Genomic DNA, 18812 nt, shown 5'->3' on the forward strand with positions numbered 1-18812 from the left:
TAACGGCTGATTTTATTACAATTCAGGGTAGCTTTTAATCTGACTTAAAAGAAAATCAGGGAAGATATAAGGAGGCCTTGTATATTCCTGGTCAGGATCTGGATAATATCATGCAGGCACCTGTACCAACCTGCCCGCATTCGTGTTTGCGTAGGTCCGTAAAAGATTGAGGATGAATTCGTTCTCAGGGTATTGGGTGAGCCAGTCTTTGAGCATCACCGTATCCGATACCGCCACATCACGCGGAACGTACCCCATCCCGTAGAACTTTCCTTTTTCCATGAGGATGCAGCTTTGCTCGGTGGCCTGGCGGCCGGCGTCGAGGATGAGGAACGTGGGTTGCTCCAACTGCAGGGCTTCTATGGCTTCCAGCACCCGTTTATTGTACTTTTCCGGCTTTTCCTTCTTTTCACAGGCGCCTTTACAGGTTTTTTCGGCTATACCGGTGCAGGGATCCGGACTGGTTTGCAGAAAGCAAAGCTTTGGACAGAGCTTGAAATCGCGGATCAGCTGGCGGAGGCGGGTATGGCCTTCGGCCAGCAGGTTGAAGGCGAAAATGGGATTGCTGTACTTCCTGCGCTTCTCGATGGCCAGGCGAAGGTAGCCCTGCTGGTCTTCAAACGTATAGAACCCGAATTTCGATTCCACACGCTTCTGCGCATTGTTATATTGTGGCCACAGACGCCTGATCTCTATGGATTCCAGGATGAATGCCATCAGCTCGGTGCCGGTTTTCTCGAATGTAATGGAATGGATGTTCCGGAGGAACTCCTGCCGCTGGCGGCCGGCGCTGTTGCCCGTAAAATGACTCGTTACCCGCTTGCGGATGTTGCGCGCCTTGCCTACGTACACCACTTTTCCTTTTTCATTATGGAAATAATATACCCCGGGGGTAGATGGCAGATCGTCTACATACTCCTGAGACAGGTGCAGCGGAAGCCATTTGTCTTTGGACCGGGCGGCGAGCGCCTGGGCGATGTGGCCCAGCTTATCGGCTGCCAGCATCATTTCAAACAGGCGAACGGTGGCTCCGGCGTCTCCGGAGGCACGGTGGCGGTTCAGGATTTCTATATTCAGCTGGCGGCAGAGGTTGCCGAGGGAGTATGAGGGGAAGCCGGGGAACACTTTACGGCTGAGGCGTACGGTACAGAGTTTTTTGGCCTGCAGCTTATAGCCGCAATGGTCCAGCTCATGGCGGAGGAAGGAATAGTCGAAATTAACGTTATGGGCGATGAAGATCTGCCCCTGCAGGAGGTTGAAGACGTGTTCTGCGATATCCTCAAAAAAGGGGGCATCAGCTACTGATTCGTCGGTAATACCCGTTAGTGCCTGAATATACCGGGGAATGGGTATACCGGGGTTCACCAGTGTTTCGTACTTTCCGGTGATTTGCATCCCATCATGCAGGAAAATAGCTACCTCCGTAATCTTCCCCGCGCTGGCGTGCCCGCCGGTGGTTTCGATGTCAACAATCGCATACATAGGGCAAATATACTGCATCATACGCAGTGTATTTGCGTACCCCATACCTGTACTGCGGGAAATACTCATTTTCAAAAACCGGTACCACTACGCATATGTTTCAAAAATCGCCGTGATATTTTTGCAGCCGTAAATCCCCAAACGTCATTAAAAAAATCGCCAACATGAAGAAAATTGTTTCAACCCTGCTGCTTTGCTGTGCACTCACAGGAGCCTATGCCCAGATGAAGTTAAACGTTGTACAGGCAGGTATTGGATTTGGGAACTCGCTGGATTATGCTTCCGGCGCAAAAGGGATGCCCACCCTTAATTTCACCTACGAGCGCATGTTGCCCTTCAAAGCGGGCCCCGGTACCTTCGGCGCAGGTATTACTGCTTCTTACCGCAAAGTAACCTGGGAAAGCACCTATCTCGATTATGAAGATGTGGAAACCCGTGCAAAATGGAAACACAGCAATGCTATCGTAGCACTGCGCGGTGCTTACCACCTCAATTCAGATGTTATAAAAATCGAAAACCTGGATCTCTACGGCGCAGCTCAGCTGGGCGCACGCTTCTGGAGCTCCAAATATACCGCCTCCGGTGATTATGGTGAAGGGCTTAAAAATTCAAAAGAAACCGATGTGCATTTCGGCCTGGTAGCCGGTGCCCGCTACTTCTTCACGCCTAATTTCGGGGTGTATTCCGAAGTGGGTTATGATGTAACCTGGATCAAAATCGGTATAGCAGGAAGATTCTAATTTTTAATACGGAACCTAAAGACTAAGTAAAATGAAGAAAATCGTAACAGCAGTCCTATTGATCTGCGGCTCTTTTGGTGCAACCAAAGCACAGGATCAGAAAAATTACATTCAGGCAGGTGTTGGCTTCGGCAGCACCTACAATTATGGTAATGGCGTAAAAGGTATGCCCACCCTGAATTTTACCTATGAGCGCATGCTGCCTTACAAGGTAGGCCCGGGTACGTTTGGTGCCGGTATTACCGTTGCTTACCGTAGTGTTAAATGGAAAGATGCTTTCCCTACTGAAGATTATGGTGACTACAAGCAAAGCAACATGGTGATTGCCCTGCGTGGTGCATACCACCTGAATCCTGAAATCCTGAAAGTGGACAACCTGGATCTGTATGGTGCCGTACAGCTTGGTGCCCGTCTTTACAAAGCGAAGTACACTAAGGACCCCGTGGATGCGCCGTTTGCAAAAACCAGCGATACCAATGCACATTTCGCCATCATCGCCGGTGCGCGTTACTTCTTTACACCCGGCTTCGGCGTGTATTCTGAAGTAGGGTACGATCTGGCCTGGATCAAACTGGGTGTTGTAGGAAGATTCTAATATCAACCGCTATATTTTTATCGTTTCCTAACTATTTCTCCCGGCAGGTGACGCCGGGAACTAAGGGCAGCCTGCTCCCGGCAAGGGGGTGGGCTTCCTTTTTTCAGGGCGGTGGTGCAGTATTTGCATCTCATCCGGCATGGAATGGACACAACTTATCTTCGAAAAACTGAACCGCTGGGGACAGGCAACCATCAAAATGCTCCCCAACCTGGCACTGGCCATCGTTATCTTCGTGGCTTTCTATCTTTTGGCAAAGCTCGTAAAGCGCTTCGTATACAAACTCTCCTGCCGCATCTCGGATAAAAAAGCCATCAGCAACCTCTTTGCCGGCACTGCCTATTTCATCATCTTCAGCATCGGCCTGTTTTCCGCACTGGAAGTACTGAAGCTGGATAAGGCAGTATCCTCCCTGCTGGCAGGTGCGGGTATATTAGGACTGGCACTGGGCTTCGCTTTCCAGGATCTTACGTCGAACTTTATTTCCGGTATTTATATCACTTTCCGCAAGCCTTTCGATACGGGGCACGTCATAGAAACCAACGGTTTTATTGGTACGGTGGAAGATATCCAGTTCCGGTCTACCACCATGCGCACATCCGACGGGCAGCACCTCATCATCCCGAATAAGGACATCTTCCAGAAACCCATCATCAATCATTCCCTCACTACTGAGCGCAAAATAGAACTGCACCTGCTCATCCCCTTCAATAAGGAACCGGCGCCTGTACTGGATGATATAGTTAAAACAGCATTGGGCGTGGTTAACCAGCTGAAGGGCAGTGTGCGCAAAGCGCCGGAAGTGTGGTTCGAGAATATTGAAGGCGCCAATATCAAACTTATGGTAGCGCTGTGGGTGAGCAACAATACGGATGTTTCGTTCAATAAAGCCCGTCACCAGCTGATTCTACGGCTGCTGGAAGTGCTTCGGCAGAAACAACTATTGCCCTGATTCCCCGTCAGTAGAACCAATTACCCACTATGTAGGACCTGCGCCCTACCCTTTCCTGCTGTTTGCAGGGTGGATAGGTGGACCGGTATTTGCCGCTTAAATGGGAAATCATCACCAAAACCGTTTTACCATGCAACATTCACCAGAACCGCAAGACAAACGGGTACCCGCAGGAAATAATCCCCTTAACACCGATTTTCGCCCCGGTGGCGAAGATGAAAAGTGGCCGGAAGATCCGCAGACGGAAGCATTCGAAACGGAGAACGATCCCGATGCACCGAAAGAAGATCCTTATAGCGATCAGGAAGAAATCGGGGATGTCGACAGCGAATGGGAAGCAATCGTCATGGATTACAAAATTTATTAGAGAACATATCTTATTGAATAACCATTAAACATCTATCACAATGAAATCGACGATCACTCCCCTGAGCCTCATCCTCGCCTTTGTGGTGTTTTCGATGACGCAAGCCTGGAGCAGCACGGCCGGCACCGCTGCCACCGTGAATACGGATGCAACAATTAGCTGGACAGACACGGTACCCCAGCAACCTGGCGATACCACTCCGAAGAAAAAGAAGAAGAAAGACAAGAAAGAACACGATACAACTAATCATCCGAAACCAGACACGTTCCGTACACTTAATCCATAGCATACAGGATGTTCGGGATTACACGAAAATGGCTGTTTCCGTAAAGGAGACAGCCATTTTTCTATGGGTTAGTGATCCGGAGATTTGCTCCGTAAGGCTTAACCGTGTGCAGTGTTATCTGCCACAGGAGTACCTTCCAGATGCTGTTTGAAACGTTTGATATCGTGCCTTACCAGCTGCGCGAAAGCAGGGTTCATCAGCCTTGCCAGCGTGGCCCCCATAAAGCCTGCGGGTGGCCGGTAAGAGAAAGTAACGAGTAATTCCGTACCGCCGTTTTCCGTATCCCGGAAGCGTACTTTGCCTGCATTGGCTATTTCCGCCCCTTCGAGGGAACGCCAGGAGAGCTCTTCGCCGGGCTTGTCTTCCGTGATCTCTGCATCCCATTCCAGCGTCATATTGCCGGCCAGTTTGATGGTCCAGTGCGAATGCTTCGCATCGAGCACCTCCACATCGTGCAGGTGCGCCATAAACAAGGGCAGGTTACCCAGCTGGCGCCAGTAGGCAAACACCTCACTTCTGGGCCTGTCTACTATCAGCGACGTGCGGATATTTACCGCGCGGGCATGTTTGGGGCGCTGCTCATCTTCGATGGCTGCGGTAATGGGGCAGTTGCCGGAAAGCCCCCTGTATAACAGATACCCGCCTACCAATATGCGGCCCAGGCTGCCGAGGGGCGATTGTTTGAGGTTGGCGACACCAAGATACAGCAGGGAAGCACCTGCTGCGGAGGATATGATCCTGCCGGTTTTGGATACGTTGATGACGGTCGATTTTTCGTAAAGTGAGCCCGCACGGGGACGGTTATTATTTTGACTCATATGCTGATTTGAAACAGAAATACTGCAGTTATAACAACGGGGATAACAGCAGTGTTCGGAAATATTGGTGATTTGGGTGGTTTATCCCAGCTGATGTACACCCCTGTTCCGCGTTAAATGCTGTCCTTCTGCGATTTCTTCGATCATTTTGGCGCAGAAAGCGGGTAAGTCTTCCGGACTGCGGCTGGTTACCAGTCCATTGTCGGTCACTACTTCCTGGTCTGTCCAGTCGGCCCCGGCGTTAATAAGATCCGTTTTTATGGAATGATAAGAGGTCATTTTCCTGCCCTGGGCTATGCCTGCTTCGATGAGCGTCCACGGGCCGTGGCAGATGGCTGCGATGGGTTTGGCTTCTTCCGAAAATCCTTTTACGAATTCTACGGCGTCTTTACTGGCACGGAGCAGGTCGGGGTTCATAACGCCGCCGGGGAGTACCAGAGCGTCGAAGGATTCGGAGGAAACTTTGTCTACCGTGGCGTCTACATCATATTCTCCTCCCCAGTTCTTCTCTGCCCAGGCTTTCACCTTGCCGGATTTCAACGATACCACGGTCACTTCCGCGCCCGCGTTCTTCAGGGCTTTCACCGGTTCGGTAAATTCGGATTCTTCAAATCCGTTTGCCACCAGTACGGCTACTTTCTTGTTCTGCAGCGTTTGTTTTTCCATGACGTTTGTTTTTAGCAGGTTGTTAAAGACAATACACTGCAAAAACAGTTCCAGCCGGTATTAGTCGCCTTTGCCAAGTTTCAGTTTCACCTTCCCGTCTTCCCCGTCTACTGCATGGAGGTTCACCACTATGCCTTTATTGCGCCTTTTGCGCAGTTCTTCGGTATCTGTTACCAGTTCATCCTTTTTAGGATTGCGGAGGGGTACTTTCAGCTTGATATCGGTGCCTTTGGGCATGCCATAGGTACCTTCTATTTCAATGTTCAGCACGCTGGAGGCGATGAGCATGGGGTGTATATAGATTTTGTTGCCTTTGATATCGAGGGTATTGCTGATGTTATCGAACGTAATATTGCTCATATCCCGCTTGCGGAAAATGTATTTGCCAACATTCATAAGCGGTTTGAAATCGAGCAGGGCGCCACGGTTGAGGTTAAAGGTCACCGATCCGTTCATGGAATGGGGCTGGATGCTGATATCTTCCTTCATCCCTCCCGTCATTTTCGCTTTTGCGGAAAAAACACCCCGCAGGTTCTGTGCAGTAATACCATCCTGCCCGAAGTTCTCAAAAGCGTGAAACAGCTGGTCTACCTGCACCTGCCGGATGTCTGCATCCACATTAAACCGGTCGCCTTTCGCCTGCTGGAGGATGGCGCCGCTGAGCAGCATGGTTCCGCCAACGGCAGAAAGCCCTATCTTATTAAACCTTACACCCTCCTGCCCCATCTGCACATCGGCCTTTACGTTGCTGGCGTTGAACTTGCGGTAGCGGACCTTATCCAGCGATACCAGCATGTGTACGCTGGAAGCTTCCAGCATGGTGTCCAGCTGGCGCACGAACCTGGCCCGCATGTGTTTGTTATGCCTCGTTTGGGCGTGACTTTTATGTTTGACCCTGCGCCCGAAAAGCGACTGGAATTCGTTGAGGTTGATGAGGGGGCTGCGCACGTTCCAGTTCAGCACGAGCTTTTCCGGTGCGGCAAAATACAGGTTCAGTATGTTGAGGATACTACCGTCCATTTCCACGGTGCTGGTGCCCGACTGCGCGCGTATGTCACGCAGGTAGAGGTTGCCTTGTGTAAATACAAGCGTGGCGTTACAATTGGATACCCCCATGTTGCGGGGAACGTAGGTGAATGCACCGTTGCGGATGCTCACGGAGCCTTCCAGCGAACCGGCGATGGTATCTTTCTCGTCCCATGATCCGGCGTATTGCAGGTCTACAGCTGCCTGTCCTGCCGTGAAGGAGAACAGGTGCGGGTCGAGGGCGTGGGTGAGGCGTACCAGCGGGAAGCTGGATTTGAAGCGCCCGGTAAGTACGGGTGTTTTCAGGTTCACTACGCGGATGGTATCTGCCGTTACGGGTATGCTGTCGTATTCAGCGGAAAAGCGGTATACACTCAGCCGGGAATTGGCATCGTTATGCCCCTGTCCGGATACCAGTTCATTCAGGAATGAACCGTCGAAATTGACTTTATGCAGTGCGAGGTTGGCGCCGGTAAGGGTGTTATCACGCACCTGCCAGGAAACGTGTACATAAGGTGTATCGCGGTATTTCATATGCCCGCGGATCTCTGCGTTCACATTCAGGGGCTTTTCCATATCGATGGGCGACAACTTGGCCGTGATGTTCGGCGTTACGAGCGAAGTGGCGAATCTGAAAGGGATCTCGTTTGCCTGAATGTTGAGGCGGAAGGCAGGTGGTTGTTCAGAGAACACGAATGCACCTTCCAGCAGCACGGGCTGTTCATCGAAGCGGATGGTTTGCTGCGGAATGCGGAGGATCTTGCTGGAAGAGAGGTATTGCAGGTCCATAGGGCCTGAAAGTGTTTTGTTCTTCGCATAGCTGCCTTTGGTGGTGTTAAACTGCATATCCTGGATATGTATCCGGGGATCGATGCGGGCCTGCCATCCGGAATCTGTGGTATGCATGCGGCCATCGAGCTGTTTTACATCGAAGCGGAAGAACTTCATTTTCTGCTTGTTCTCCAGCGTGAAGCGGATATCCTTCAGGGCAAATTCCCTTATTACGGGCGATTGCTTGCTGGCAGTGGTGTCTTTCTTTGGTTTGCCCTGTAGCAGATATCCGTTGGAGTAACCAAGACTATCGGTATAGAGATAAATATCCCCGTTTTCGAGGCTTATTTCGCGGATAGACACCTGTTTGCGGATGAGGGCGAAGGTGTTCACCTTCACGTATACTTCACTGAGTTTGAGCAGCGCGTGTTGGTGACGGTCGTACATACTATCTTTCAGCGTCACATCCTTCAGGGTTACGGATATCTGCGGGAAGCTGCGTATGAGCGAGGGTTCCATATCGCGGATCACGAGGTCGCCATTGAGGCGGTCGCTCAGCTGGCGGTTGATCTCAGCAAGGATATCGGCCTTGCGGCTGCGGATAACAAGCGCGAGAACGAGCCAGAGAACGATAACCAGTAACACGAGGCTACCGGCGGAGAGCAGGGTAATTCTTAACCAACGGGGCATGTATGGGCAGTCGATTGTTCAACTAATAAAACATTTTTACTTCGTAAATTGTTGCAAATGACATTTAATTACGAATTTGGGCACATGTTAGCCGTATTCATTCCCGTAGCCCTGGTGCTGTTTCTGTTCTGGTGGTTTTACCGCCGCAGGAAGCCGGCCCCCGGCGCAGTTCCCGCCGATACGCGAAGTTTGCTTGATCAGCATGTACGTTATTACCGCCAGCTCACTGAGCCGGAGCAGCAGCGCTTTGCGGATGAAGTGGAATCGTTCTTAGGCCATGTGCATATCGAAGGCGTAGGTACGCCGGTAGATGATCTTGATAAGGTGCTTATCGCATCAAGTGCCGTGATCCCCATCTTCAGCTTCCCCGGCTGGAAGTACCGAAATCTTACCAACATCATCCTCTACCCCGATACTTTCGATGAACATTACCAGTTCGAGGGCGACCGCCGCAATATCCTCGGTATGGTAGGCACGGGGCACATGAACGGACAAATGCTGCTATCCCGCAGCGCCCTGCGGACAGGGTTCTCAGAACACAGCGGGCAGTCCAACACCGCCATTCATGAGTTCGTGCACCTCGTAGATAAAACGGACGGGTATGTGGACGGGCTGCCAGAGTCTCTGTTGCACAACAGCGCCAGTCTTCCCTGGCTGCAGGTGATGCATGAAGAGATCCGGAAGATCGAAACCGGCCACAGCGAAATCAATCCCTATGCGGCCATGAACCAGAGCGAGTTCCTGGCGGTAACGGCAGAATACTTCTTCGAGAAGCCGGAAAGCATGCAGGAGCATCATCCTGAACTATACCGGTTGCTGAGCCAGATGTTTAAGCAGGATCCTGCTGCCAGGGAGTCTTAACTTCTTATTCCAGTCCCATCGTACGCTGTACCGCACGGCCTTTGCTGATGCGGCCTATTTCTGCTATCAATGCTTCTTTGCTGGCGGCGGTAACGTTCACCAGTGCAAAGCGGCTCCGGGTGGTAAGGGCGTTCCAGCGCCATTCAAACTGCGACGCCGTTTGCAGGGAACCGTTATCATACCACCAGGCGGTATATAATCGCTCGGCTCCTTTTTCAAGGGTGCTGGCGAACATTGATATGCCACCGATTTTTTCTTCCTTCACTTTCTTGAATGCAAACCCGCTCCCCTGCCAGCATATGGTGGGGTGATGATCGGTATAATAGCAATCCTTAATCTTCTTGATATATACCAGCGCACCTTCGTGCTCCAGCTTGGTTACTTCATCTTTCAACGGGGTGACGGCATAGCCCTCTATAGTTGGTGCCTTTGTGGCAAATATGATTTCCCTTGGCAGTGTGGTTTTATAAGCCAGCAGGAAGATACAGGCCGCGAGGGACAAGTGCGCCTGTAATACCATGTATCGCGGATGCGGTGGATGCACCGGTCGCTCGGCAGGTACTTTCCCGAAACGGTTCACGAGGCGTGGCGCGAGGTAGAATACGGGTACCAGTACATACAAACCCAGACAGAAAATCCCCATCACATCATGCATGATATTATCCGGCAGGATGTGGAACTGCACCAGCAGTACGATGCGGAAGAGGTTGCTGCCGGTATTGAGGAGGAGGATGAAAGCCATCCATGCCAGCAGCAGATAGATAGGCAGGCTTTTACCGGTTTTACGCTGGGCAATACCGATGGCGGCGATGCCGCAGAGCAGTGCGGTAATCATCATGCTGAGGCCCATACAGGCGGGGTCTACAGAGAACTCCGTGCCGTTCAGCATGAGCATGTTGCCTTCGGAGGTAACATCCCGTCCCGCCAGCTGCAGTATGCCGCCGGCGAGCCGGGTGAGGTGTAATCGGATAGGGAACGTAAAAATGTTAGTCACATACTGGAACACCGGCGCCATGAGCATCATGGCCATCATGGGGAGGGTGTTAATCTTTCCGAAGAAGCTGTCTGCCAGGAAGCAGAGCGCCAGCACCAGTGTGGCAAAGAGCATTGTTTTGGCCGGTATGATCCAGGCGAGCAGGCAGCAGGCCAGGGCTGCGTAGAAGTAACGAAGACTACGCTTCTGGCCTGCGTCCGCCCGCAGCACGACCGGCACCGTCGCTGCGCCGAGGATAAACCCGTTGGAGCCCCACTCCATATAATCATCCAGGGCATACAGCGCGATGCCGGCGTACAGGGCCGTCCATATCAAGGCTGGTATTAAGCGTTGTAGACGGTCCATCTGCGGCGTTTAAGGTATATGGATACGGATAAAACTGCGATAATGATCAGCGCCCATTCATGCGGCTCGGGCACAGCGCCGGTACCGTTGATGGAAGCATTCTTCAGACTGTTGCCGGAATCTGCGATACCGAAACGGTCATAATCTTTTTGTGTTTCGAGGACGATGAGGCTGCTCAGCGGCGAAACCACATAAGCTTCCTTCGCCGCCGCCACCAGGTGCTCCTGCCCCGTGCTGCCTGTGATGAGGCCCTTGCCGGTTTGCTGGAGGATGTGGTTGTAGGCGAAGAGGCGCATGAGGTGATCGGGTGCGGTGCCGGTGGCAGAACTGTCGGCCCGGCGGGTGATGGCTGCACCGGCTTCATGGATCACTACTTTGTCGGCGTTTTCTGCGTCTTCCGCAAAAAGGCCTTTGTTGAGGAGCATTTTCAGGTGATCTTCCGTGCCTTTTTCATACCGGAAAGCGCGGGAGGCTTTGAGGCTGGTGAGGTAGGGAGAGAGTTCGTTGCTGAGGTTGAACAGGCGTATTTTAGGGAATGAAGGATCTGCAAGTTTGGCTGCCAGTTTCTCACGGAAGCCGCTGCCTTCGAGGTCGGTTAGCATGGGAGAAGCACCCAGACTTTTCGTGACAACGATGGCTCTTGCGGGGTCGGCAATCTGATGGAAAGGGAACAGGCTGAAGCGGTCGTTCAGTTGTTCGTCGAGGATTTCGAGGAAGTTGTTGCTGGTGACGGTCACGAACTTATCGCCTGCGTATGCTTTAACGGGAATGTTGCCGGCCATGTCGAGGATATGGGCAATGTCTGATGTAGACCATGCATGGTTGACATCGAGGTAGATGGCGGTGGTGGGTAAGGTGGTGCGGTTGATCTTATACGGTTCTATCGTGTAAGCATTGCCGTTGAAAGCGAAGGTTTGCGGCTGCAGGGGGATGTCTGCCAGTTCCAGCTGCCAGTCGGGCTGGTACCCTCCTTCCCTTTCGAGCAGCGAGCCTTTGCGGGAGAAGCCGCTGGGCCTGCGGTCTGTAAGTTCGGTGCCTTCGGTTTCTATGCCTACGTATTCGGTAGCGCGTTTGAAAACGGGGCCGCGGAAGGCGATGTTTTCGTAGATCATCTTACCATCATGCGATTTAAGCGGAGCGGTGATGCCGATCTTGAATATCCTTGATTCTTTGGGCAACACCGGGAATACGCGGACGGACACCGTGTTGCCTTCCTGCCAGCGTACTACAGACGGGTCGCGCATTTCCACACCTACGATGGTTTTGTAGGCGGTATCTGCTTTCTCTTTCGTGGTGAGGATGGCCTTTTCTTCTTTGCCGTTGATCCACAGGGAAAGCGAGGTAACCACGCCGCCTTCGGGCAGTTGGAAAGAGTAGATGCCCTCCCCTTGCCGCCATTCGCCTGCGTTGCTTACTGTCAGCGTTTTTTCAGTATAAGCGATATGCTGCGCGGGCCAGAAGCGTATTTTGGTATGTACGTAAGTGGTAGAGAGCATATCGCCCGACCAGAGGCGTTCCTGTGCTTCGTGGCGGCCATCGTAGAGGGCTTCGAGTATTTTAATGCGGTCGTCTTTTTCAGGCCGTAAAAGCGGGGCAACGCTGCTGGCGATGGTTACAAGCGGGTCATGAAACTGCCGGTCACCGAAGTTGCGGCCGGGCATGTCGATTCCGAAGAAGTCTCCCATTATCCTGGATTGCTTGTAAACCAGATCTGTTTTGAGAACGCGGTCTGTAATGAAGCCGGGCTGTACACGGCGGCTGGTTTCTACCCAAGCGGGCAAGTTGTTCCCTCCTTCAATGGCGGAGCGATTGTAAATCCGGTTAATCTCCTGCACCCTATTGCTGTACATTATACAGAAAACGGTGATGATGATAAGGGAAAGCGCCACCCCTATCAGGGCGGGCTTTCCCATTTTCAGGCGTCGAATGGCGGCGATGGTGCTCCAGAGTAACAAAGCAGGGATGAAAGTGTGAAAGCCGAGGCCCAGCGCTAATGTACCGGCCAGGCCAATAAGGTAAATAGGTACGAGGTATAAAGCGAGGTATGCAAATAAAGAACAGGCCACTCCTGCAACGATGCCTGTAGCGGTGCGGGCCCAAACGGGCATCATATCAGCATAGCGGAAAGCGAGCAATGAAGCGCCGGTAATTAAGAGTAAAACGGTCATCCAGGGCGTGGTTTCTTCAAACACGGAGATTTCGCGGTTGAGGGCGTAGCAGCTGATAAGGGCCGAGAGCAGCACTACCGTACCCATATCTCTCCGGGAAGGATGATTCCTGTCGGTAAACCAGTAGCCAAATAAACCGGCTAATGCGATACCGGCATGCACTACAAACAGTGCGAACATCACGCCATCGCGGGGTGCATGCATGGTGCTGCCAATGAAAAATAATATGAGGCTGAACATCAGCGCGGAGAAGTACCCGAGGTAGCGGTAATCTGTGAGTCGTTGTTTAAGGGATAGTTCTGTTTTCATGTTTGAAAGTACTTTGTAGTTCAAAGTGTAAGGGTGAAAAAGAAGGGAGTTGCCTCCCTTACTTTCTACTTTGTAATGCAAAGTAAATTCAATTATCCGGATAAAACAATAGCTGTTATAAAATTTTCCGTAACCGGTTTGGGTCACGCTTACAGCAATCCTTCCACTTCCACTTTAATCACGGAGGCGATATCGTTGGTGCCTTTTGCAGGAACGGAGATCGTGGTGCCTGTGCCGTTCTTAACCGCAGTCACCTTGCCATTGGCGCCTATTATGCCGGCTTTGATTACTTTGCCGGAGAGGCCTTCCACTTCCAGTTTCCCGTTTGTTGGCCATTGGAATACAGAGAGGTAAAGCGTGGTGGAGTTTTTGTTTTGCTTCTTCGTTACACGGCCCCAAGCCTGTACGGGCAGCGGACTGGCCTTGGTGCCATAGATCGCTTCGCCGTTTACTTTCATCCACTCCCCTATTCCTTTCAGGCTTTGGATGCTGGCTTCCGGGAAAGTACCTTCTGCAGTGGGGCCCACATTAAGGAGGTAGTTGCCTCCTTTAGAGGCGATATCGATGAGGTTGCGGACCATGGTTTCCACGGATTTCCATTTGTGGTCGTAGCTTTTGAAGCCCCAGGTGCCGTTCATCGTCATACAGGTTTCCCAGTCTCTGCCATCGAGCTCGCTGAGGTTGGGGATCTTCTGTTCCGGAGTTTTATAATCGCCCTGGAAGTTGGGGCGTTTGAGGCGGTCGTTGGAAATGATATTGGGCTGCAGCTTCAGGACGGCATCCAGCTTCTGCGCGGCTTCGTCGGTCATATTCGTGGGGGTATCCCACCAGATAACCGCTACATCGCCGTAATTGCTGAGCAGTTCCCGTACCTGGGGTACTGCCACCGCATCAATGTACTGCTGGAAGGTTTTGGTTTCCTGTGCAGGGTCCCAGTGGCCGTTGTGCGCTTTGGAATAAGCGTTCACGGCGTTGCTGTCGGGGTTCGGCCATCCTTCATGCATTTCCTTCCGGGCAGCGGAGCCACCGGGGTTATTCCAGTCCTGCGCCTGGCTGTAGTAGAATCCCAGCTTAATACCATGCTTGCGGCAGGCTTCTGCGAGGGGTTTAAGGAGATCTTTCTTGTAAGGGGTAGCATCTGCAATATCCCATTCCGAGGCTTTGGAATCGAACAGCGCGAAACCGTCGTGGTGCTTGGCGGTGATCACGATATATTTCATGCCTGCATCTTTCGCCATTTTTACCCATTGCTCCGCATCGTATTGCGTGGGGTTGAACTGTTTGGCATACCCCTGGTATTCGGCCACGGGTATCTTGCTGCGGTTCATGATCCACTCCCCGCCACCGCGGTTCATGGGGAAACCTTTATAAGTTCCTGCGGGTACGGCATACACCCCCCAGTGGATGAACATGCCGAAGCGGGCTTCGCGCCACCATTGCATGCGGGCGTCTTTATCGGATTGTTGAGCGAAAAGGCTTTGTGCGCCAAGGAGCGCAGCCATCAGGAGAGCAGTTTTCTTCATGGAATTCGTATTTAGTGCAAACGATTGCACAATGGCAAGTTCGGATAAATATAAACGCTGCGTTAGGGGAATTTTACCGGATGGTGATGTTTTTTTAACGGGAGGTGGTGAGCACTTTGCCGAGGAGGATGTCGCGGTCGTGTTGTGAGCCCACGGTAAATGTGTGCTCCCCGAAGGCGGAGAAGCCTTCCCGTTCGTAGAGGGCACGGGCACGCGGGTTATGTTCCCATACCCCCAGCCAGATGGTGCGCATGTTGCGTTCCTGTGCCAGTTCCGTAGCGAAGCGGAGCAGTTGCCTGCCAATGCCCTTGCTTTGCCCCGTTTGGAGCACATAGATCTTTTCCAGCTCAAGGGCCGGCTCGGGTAAAATGGTGCCGTTATCTGGCTGTTTGTTGAAGTTTAATTGCATGAGGCCGGTGAGGGTACCGGCTTCTTCCGTTACGTAGTATTCGGTCCCCTCCTGCCGGAAGGCTTTTTCGATAGCGGCAGGACTTTTATGCGCTGCCATAAATGCCTCGAAATCTGCAGCCGGATAGGCGCTGCGGAAGGCATCAGAGAAGGTTTGGTGTTCGAGCGCAGCCAGTGCGGGGAGGTCCGTTTCTGTGGCGCGGCGGATATACGTGTCCGTCATACGCGCAATTTATGCTATTTTTGCACCGGAACCTCAGAAATCATTATGTGGAAAACCTTGCTAGTCATACCCTTGTTAATAACCGTACAGGCATCTGCCCAAACGGTGAAGCGCGAGGATTTTATGATCGACAGCGACCCCGGGGTGAAGATATTCGTCCGGGAGATCACTGTTAAGAAACGTAGCCGTAAGCCGCCCATCCTGCTGCTTCACGGCGGAGGTTCCGGCGCGGTAGCCTCGTTCGACCTTCCCGTGGAAGGCGGCTCACTCGCCGAAGATCTCGCTAAAGAAGGGCAACATGTGTTCATCATGGATGCCCGCGGCTGGGAATCATCTACCCGCCCGGATTACGACACCCTCCGCCGCTGGACCATCACCGCATCATCCGCCGAAGTATCGCACGACATCCATGCCGTTATCGACTTTATCCGCGAACGCACCGGAACCAAGCAGGTAACACTCTTCGGCTGGGCTACCGGCGGCCAATGGATGGGTTACTACTCCTGCATCTACCCCAACCGTGTAGCGGCTCTCATTATGCTGAACAGTTTGTATAACGAGAAAGCGCCCTGGGATTTCACGATCCCCTTCCGCTCACCGCTCGATACCTCCCAATTCAACTACGCCTCCTCCCCCGTGCTTCGCCGCGCCACCAAATCCCAGCTGCTCGACAACTGGGACCGCTGCATCCCCGACAGCAACAAAGCCAACTGGCGCGATCCTGTACTGGCAGAACTATATGGTAAAACCTCCGTAGGCTTCTATACAGACAGTATCCTGGCAGTACCCGGTGGTTACCGCGCAGAAGCGTTCTACACCGCACAGGGCAAAGGCCAGTGGCATGCAAAAGACATTCTCGTTCCCCTCCTCTTCATCCGCGGTAAATACGACAACTGGAGCCGTCCGGAGGACCTGCTGGCTTTGCAGTTACGGTTAGTGAACAGTCCGCGTAAGCAGTTCGTAACCTTACCTGAAGGAACGCACCATGTATTCCTGGACAGGCCGGAGAAAGGGCGTGCGCAGCTAATTGAGGAAATTACGAATTTCAATGTGCGCCGTAAGTGAGGATGAATGAGTTGCGAAAAATATTTTCATGTGAAAATTTGGAACGGATTAATTTATTCCTATCTTTGCAATCCCAAAACGAAACGGGAATGATTCTGTAGCTCAGTTGGTAGAGCAATACACTTTTAATGTATGGGCCCTGGGTTCGAGTCCCAGCGGAATCACGGAAGGCGCTAGAGATAGCGCCTTTTTTGTTTCTATACTCCAATACTCCTCGGTTTTACAGAAAATAATTTTACATAAAGTGCCAAAGTCACTATTGTTGATTTACGCTGTCATCCCATTTTACTGAATACTTTCAAATTCATGATTTCAGTTCTTACTTACCGTTCTTTTGAAGTTTAAGGAAACAGTTTTAATGATTGGTATTTACTATTTTACTTTCAACAGTTTTGCATTGATGGCTACGATAATCGTGCTTAAGCTCATCAGCACGGCTCCCATAGCCGGGCTCAGCATGAAATTAGGGTAGAGGACTCCCGCTGCAAGTGGAATTGCGATTACGTTATATCCTACTGCCCAGGCAAGGTTCTGAATCATTTTGCGGTAAGTCGCCTTCCCGAAAGAAATCATTTGAACTACATCTTTGGGATCGCTGTTCACCAGGATTATGTCTGCAGTTTCGGCGGCAACGTCTGTTCCGGAGCCCACAGCAATCCCTACATCAGCCATCGCCAATGCCGGAGCATCGTTAACACCATCACCGGTCATGGCTACCACTTCTCCCTTATCCTGGAATTCTTTCACTTTTTGCTGCTTTTCATGTGGCAGCACGTTCGCCAAATAACCATCCATATTGAGTTTTTTTGCAACCGCTGCGGCTACTTTCTCATTATCTCCCGTTAAGAGAAATGACTTAATTCCCATTGCCTTCAGATCGGCAATGGCTTCTGCCGCGGTTTCCCGGATGGCGTCGGCAAAGGTGATGATACCTGCCGGCGCATCCCCGATAAGAATGAAATTCACCGTATCGGTAGACTGATCTATATCTTCCGGTATAGCCGGTAGCGGCATGTTATGCTGCCTGAAGTAATTAGGGCCGGCCGCCACTACAGTTTTACCGTTTACAGTTCCTGTAACTCCGATACCCTGCATGTACCTGAAATCCGACGAGCTCCATAATGTGAGGTTTTTATCTTTCAACTTTTTTATCACGCCGTGTGCGATATGATGCTCTGAATTCTGTTGGATAGCCGCGGCATACTGTAGTAATTCATCTTCCGTGAATTGTAGATTCAAAGAAATAACCCGTTGTACTTCATGAGATCCTTTGGTCAACGTACCGGTTTTATCAAATATGATTGTGGTCAGCTTGCGGGCATTTTCGAATGCAGTTCGATTACGGATGAGAAGCCCATGCACAGCAGACATCGTAGTAGATATCGCCACAACCAACGGAATAGCTACGCCCAGCGCGTGTGGACAGGAAGTTACCATCACAGTTACCATTCTCTCCAATGCAAAGGAAAGCTCATGCCCGGCCGTCAGCCAAACTATGAAAGTAACAATACCGACGCTGATGGAAATGATAGTGAGCCATTTCGCCACCTTATTCGCAAGGTTTTGCGTGTTGGACTTGGTGCCCTGCGCGGATTGCACCATGTTTATCACTTTGTTGAGATAGCTATCCTTTCCTGTGCCTGTAACCTGTACTCTCAGAGCGCCGTCCCCATTCACTGCACCACCAATCACCCTGGCGTCTTTTCCCTTTTTAACAGGAAGACTTTCACCGGTTAGCATGCTTTCGTTAACATCAGAGCTCCCCTCCAGAATTACACCATCGGCAGGTACTTTTTCTCCAGGTTTGATAAGAATCACATCCTTATTCTGCAAATCCTGAAGTGGTATGTCAGTTACCTGACCGTTACGGTCCACATGCACATCGGCAGGGAGCAGAGCCACCAGTGACTCCAGCGCCCGGGAGGCGGCCATTTGAGATTTCATCTCCAGCCAGTGGCCCAGTAGCATAATATCGATCAGCGTAGCCAGTTCCCAGAAGAAATCCATACCCCGCAGGCCGAACACCACTGCAACACTATACAGATAGGCAGTGGTAATGGCAACGGCAACCAGAGTCATCATACCCGGGTTCTTCCATTTCAATTCCCTGATCATTCCCACCAGGAAAGGCCAACCTCCATAAAAGAAAATAAAGCTGCTCAAGACGAGTAGCACATATTTATCACCGTTGAAGGTAATTGTAAAGCCAAGCCACTGCTGGATCATATGTGATAATAGCAGTACAGGCACAGTAACTGCCAGGCAAATCCAGAATCGCATCAGGAAGCCTTCTGTGTGATGCCCCGCATGTTCGTCATGCCCGGTAGTACTATCGTGCTGTTTATGATGTGCTGGTGTGTCTGAGCCCATAACTGCATGGTCGTGCCCGGCATGCGCAGTATTCTGGCGGGAAGACTCATTACCTGCACCATGGTTGCCATGATGCTCATGATGGCTATGCTCGTCTTGCATACTTTATTTTTTGAAGGTTACGGGGAATTCGATACGGATTTTTTCCCAAGT

16 protein-coding genes and 1 tRNA gene are annotated in these 18812 nt (G+C 51.6%); 8 read left to right on the forward strand and 9 right to left on the reverse strand.

Features of this window, described 5'->3' with window-relative positions:
• Positions 1-108: 108 nt before the first annotated feature.
• The gene (locus DEV76_RS11730) at positions 109-1482 is read right to left on the reverse strand and encodes an exonuclease domain-containing protein (RefSeq protein ID WP_109698192.1); all 1374 of its coding nucleotides are present in this window, start codon (positions 1480-1482) and stop codon (positions 109-111) included.
• A gap of 164 nt (positions 1483-1646) precedes the next feature.
• On the opposite strand from DEV76_RS11730, the gene DEV76_RS11735 reads away from it, so the two are divergent.
• The 5 genes from DEV76_RS11735 to DEV76_RS11755 all read left to right on the forward strand — a co-directional run bounded on the left by DEV76_RS11735 (position 1647) and on the right by DEV76_RS11755 (position 4422).
• A complete protein-coding gene (locus DEV76_RS11735) occupies positions 1647-2222 on the forward strand; it encodes an outer membrane beta-barrel protein (protein WP_109698089.1) in 576 nt (191 codons plus the stop codon).
• A 31-nt stretch (positions 2223-2253) separates the two neighbouring features.
• A complete protein-coding gene (locus DEV76_RS11740; protein WP_109698090.1) occupies positions 2254-2817 on the forward strand; it encodes an outer membrane beta-barrel protein in 564 nt (187 codons plus the stop codon).
• 139 nt (positions 2818-2956) lie between these two features.
• Entirely contained in the window at positions 2957-3769 is an 813-nt protein-coding gene (locus DEV76_RS11745; RefSeq protein ID WP_109698091.1) for a mechanosensitive ion channel family protein, read from the forward strand.
• Positions 3770-3899: 130 nt separating this feature from the next.
• Complete coding sequence (locus DEV76_RS11750; protein ID WP_157962841.1) at positions 3900-4136, forward strand: hypothetical protein; 237 nt, start codon at positions 3900-3902, stop codon at positions 4134-4136.
• 40 nt (positions 4137-4176) lie between these two features.
• Complete coding sequence (locus DEV76_RS11755; protein WP_109698093.1) at positions 4177-4422, forward strand: hypothetical protein; 246 nt, start codon at positions 4177-4179, stop codon at positions 4420-4422.
• Between the two features lie 98 nt (positions 4423-4520).
• Here the strand turns inward: DEV76_RS11755 and DEV76_RS11760 are convergent, their stop codons facing one another.
• From DEV76_RS11760 to DEV76_RS11770, 3 genes are all read right to left on the reverse strand, one after another.
• On the reverse strand, positions 4521-5240 hold the full coding sequence (locus DEV76_RS11760; protein ID WP_109698094.1) for an SRPBCC family protein: 720 nt from the start codon (positions 5238-5240) through the stop codon (positions 4521-4523).
• A gap of 81 nt (positions 5241-5321) precedes the next feature.
• Positions 5322-5906, reverse strand: a complete 585-nt coding sequence (locus DEV76_RS11765) for a type 1 glutamine amidotransferase domain-containing protein (protein WP_109698095.1) — start codon at positions 5904-5906, stop codon at positions 5322-5324.
• 60 nt (positions 5907-5966) lie between these two features.
• Positions 5967-8393, reverse strand: coding sequence for an AsmA family protein (locus tag DEV76_RS11770; RefSeq protein WP_109698096.1), 2427 nt, complete (start codon positions 8391-8393; stop codon positions 5967-5969).
• An 84-nt stretch (positions 8394-8477) separates the two neighbouring features.
• On the opposite strand from DEV76_RS11770, the gene DEV76_RS11775 reads away from it, so the two are divergent.
• Positions 8478-9254, forward strand: a complete 777-nt coding sequence (locus DEV76_RS11775; protein ID WP_109698193.1) for a M90 family metallopeptidase — start codon at positions 8478-8480, stop codon at positions 9252-9254.
• Between the two features lie 4 nt (positions 9255-9258).
• Here DEV76_RS11775 and xrtN read toward each other — a convergent pair whose 3' ends face one another.
• The 4 genes from xrtN to DEV76_RS11795 all read right to left on the reverse strand — a co-directional run bounded on the left by xrtN (position 9259) and on the right by DEV76_RS11795 (position 15224).
• Positions 9259-10593 (reverse strand): exosortase N, encoded by a 1335-nt coding sequence (gene xrtN, locus DEV76_RS11780; RefSeq protein WP_109698097.1) that lies wholly within the window; start codon positions 10591-10593, stop codon positions 9259-9261.
• Positions 10572-13070 (reverse strand): XrtN system VIT domain-containing protein, encoded by a 2499-nt coding sequence (locus DEV76_RS11785; RefSeq protein ID WP_157962842.1) that lies wholly within the window; start codon positions 13068-13070, stop codon positions 10572-10574. Before DEV76_RS11785 ends, xrtN begins: the two co-directional genes overlap by 22 nt.
• 149 nt (positions 13071-13219) lie before the next feature.
• Positions 13220-14593 (reverse strand): alpha-L-fucosidase, encoded by a 1374-nt coding sequence (locus DEV76_RS11790; RefSeq protein WP_109698099.1) that lies wholly within the window; start codon positions 14591-14593, stop codon positions 13220-13222.
• 94 nt (positions 14594-14687) lie between these two features.
• Positions 14688-15224: a GNAT family N-acetyltransferase gene (locus DEV76_RS11795; protein ID WP_109698100.1), complete on the reverse strand. Its 537-nt coding sequence runs from the start codon at positions 15222-15224 to the stop codon at positions 14688-14690.
• 57 nt (positions 15225-15281) lie between these two features.
• Between DEV76_RS11795 and DEV76_RS11800 the strand changes: the two genes are divergently transcribed.
• Positions 15282-16289 (forward strand): alpha/beta fold hydrolase, encoded by a 1008-nt coding sequence (locus tag DEV76_RS11800; protein WP_157962843.1) that lies wholly within the window; start codon positions 15282-15284, stop codon positions 16287-16289.
• A 91-nt stretch (positions 16290-16380) separates the two neighbouring features.
• Positions 16381-16453: transfer RNA gene (locus DEV76_RS11805), tRNA-Lys, on the forward strand.
• Between the two features lie 208 nt (positions 16454-16661).
• Here DEV76_RS11805 and DEV76_RS11810 read toward each other — a convergent pair.
• Entirely contained in the window at positions 16662-18761 is a 2100-nt protein-coding gene (locus tag DEV76_RS11810) for a copper-translocating P-type ATPase (RefSeq protein ID WP_109698102.1), read from the reverse strand.
• Positions 18762-18812 lie beyond the last annotated feature (51 nt).

It is taken from the genome of Chitinophaga deserti (genome assembly GCF_003149455.1).
In the GTDB taxonomy this organism is placed as follows: domain Bacteria; phylum Bacteroidota; class Bacteroidia; order Chitinophagales; family Chitinophagaceae; genus Chitinophaga; species Chitinophaga deserti.

What these genes read in the sequence shown, in the direction of transcription:
- DEV76_RS11730 (WP_109698192.1), bottom strand. Translation starts at nt 1,482, where the DNA reads ATGTATGCGATTGTTGACATCGAAACCACCGGCGGGCACGCCAGCGCG.
- DEV76_RS11735 (WP_109698089.1), top strand. Translation starts at nt 1,647, where the DNA reads ATGAAGAAAATTGTTTCAACCCTGCTGCTTTGCTGTGCACTCACAGGA.
- DEV76_RS11740 (WP_109698090.1), top strand. Translation starts at nt 2,254, where the DNA reads ATGAAGAAAATCGTAACAGCAGTCCTATTGATCTGCGGCTCTTTTGGT.
- DEV76_RS11745 (WP_109698091.1), top strand. Translation starts at nt 2,957, where the DNA reads ATGGAATGGACACAACTTATCTTCGAAAAACTGAACCGCTGGGGACAG.
- DEV76_RS11750 (WP_157962841.1), top strand. Translation starts at nt 3,900, where the DNA reads ATGCAACATTCACCAGAACCGCAAGACAAACGGGTACCCGCAGGAAAT.
- DEV76_RS11755 (WP_109698093.1), top strand. Translation starts at nt 4,177, where the DNA reads ATGAAATCGACGATCACTCCCCTGAGCCTCATCCTCGCCTTTGTGGTG.
- DEV76_RS11760 (WP_109698094.1), bottom strand. Translation starts at nt 5,240, where the DNA reads ATGAGTCAAAATAATAACCGTCCCCGTGCGGGCTCACTTTACGAAAAA.
- DEV76_RS11765 (WP_109698095.1), bottom strand. Translation starts at nt 5,906, where the DNA reads ATGGAAAAACAAACGCTGCAGAACAAGAAAGTAGCCGTACTGGTGGCA.
- DEV76_RS11770 (WP_109698096.1), bottom strand. Translation starts at nt 8,393, where the DNA reads ATGCCCCGTTGGTTAAGAATTACCCTGCTCTCCGCCGGTAGCCTCGTG.
- DEV76_RS11775 (WP_109698193.1), top strand. Translation starts at nt 8,478, where the DNA reads ATGTTAGCCGTATTCATTCCCGTAGCCCTGGTGCTGTTTCTGTTCTGG.
- xrtN (WP_109698097.1), bottom strand. Translation starts at nt 10,593, where the DNA reads ATGGACCGTCTACAACGCTTAATACCAGCCTTGATATGGACGGCCCTG.
- DEV76_RS11785 (WP_157962842.1), bottom strand. Translation starts at nt 13,070, where the DNA reads ATGAAAACAGAACTATCCCTTAAACAACGACTCACAGATTACCGCTAC.
- DEV76_RS11790 (WP_109698099.1), bottom strand. Translation starts at nt 14,593, where the DNA reads ATGAAGAAAACTGCTCTCCTGATGGCTGCGCTCCTTGGCGCACAAAGC.
- DEV76_RS11795 (WP_109698100.1), bottom strand. Translation starts at nt 15,224, where the DNA reads ATGACGGACACGTATATCCGCCGCGCCACAGAAACGGACCTCCCCGCA.
- DEV76_RS11810 (WP_109698102.1), bottom strand. Translation starts at nt 18,761, where the DNA reads ATGCAAGACGAGCATAGCCATCATGAGCATCATGGCAACCATGGTGCA.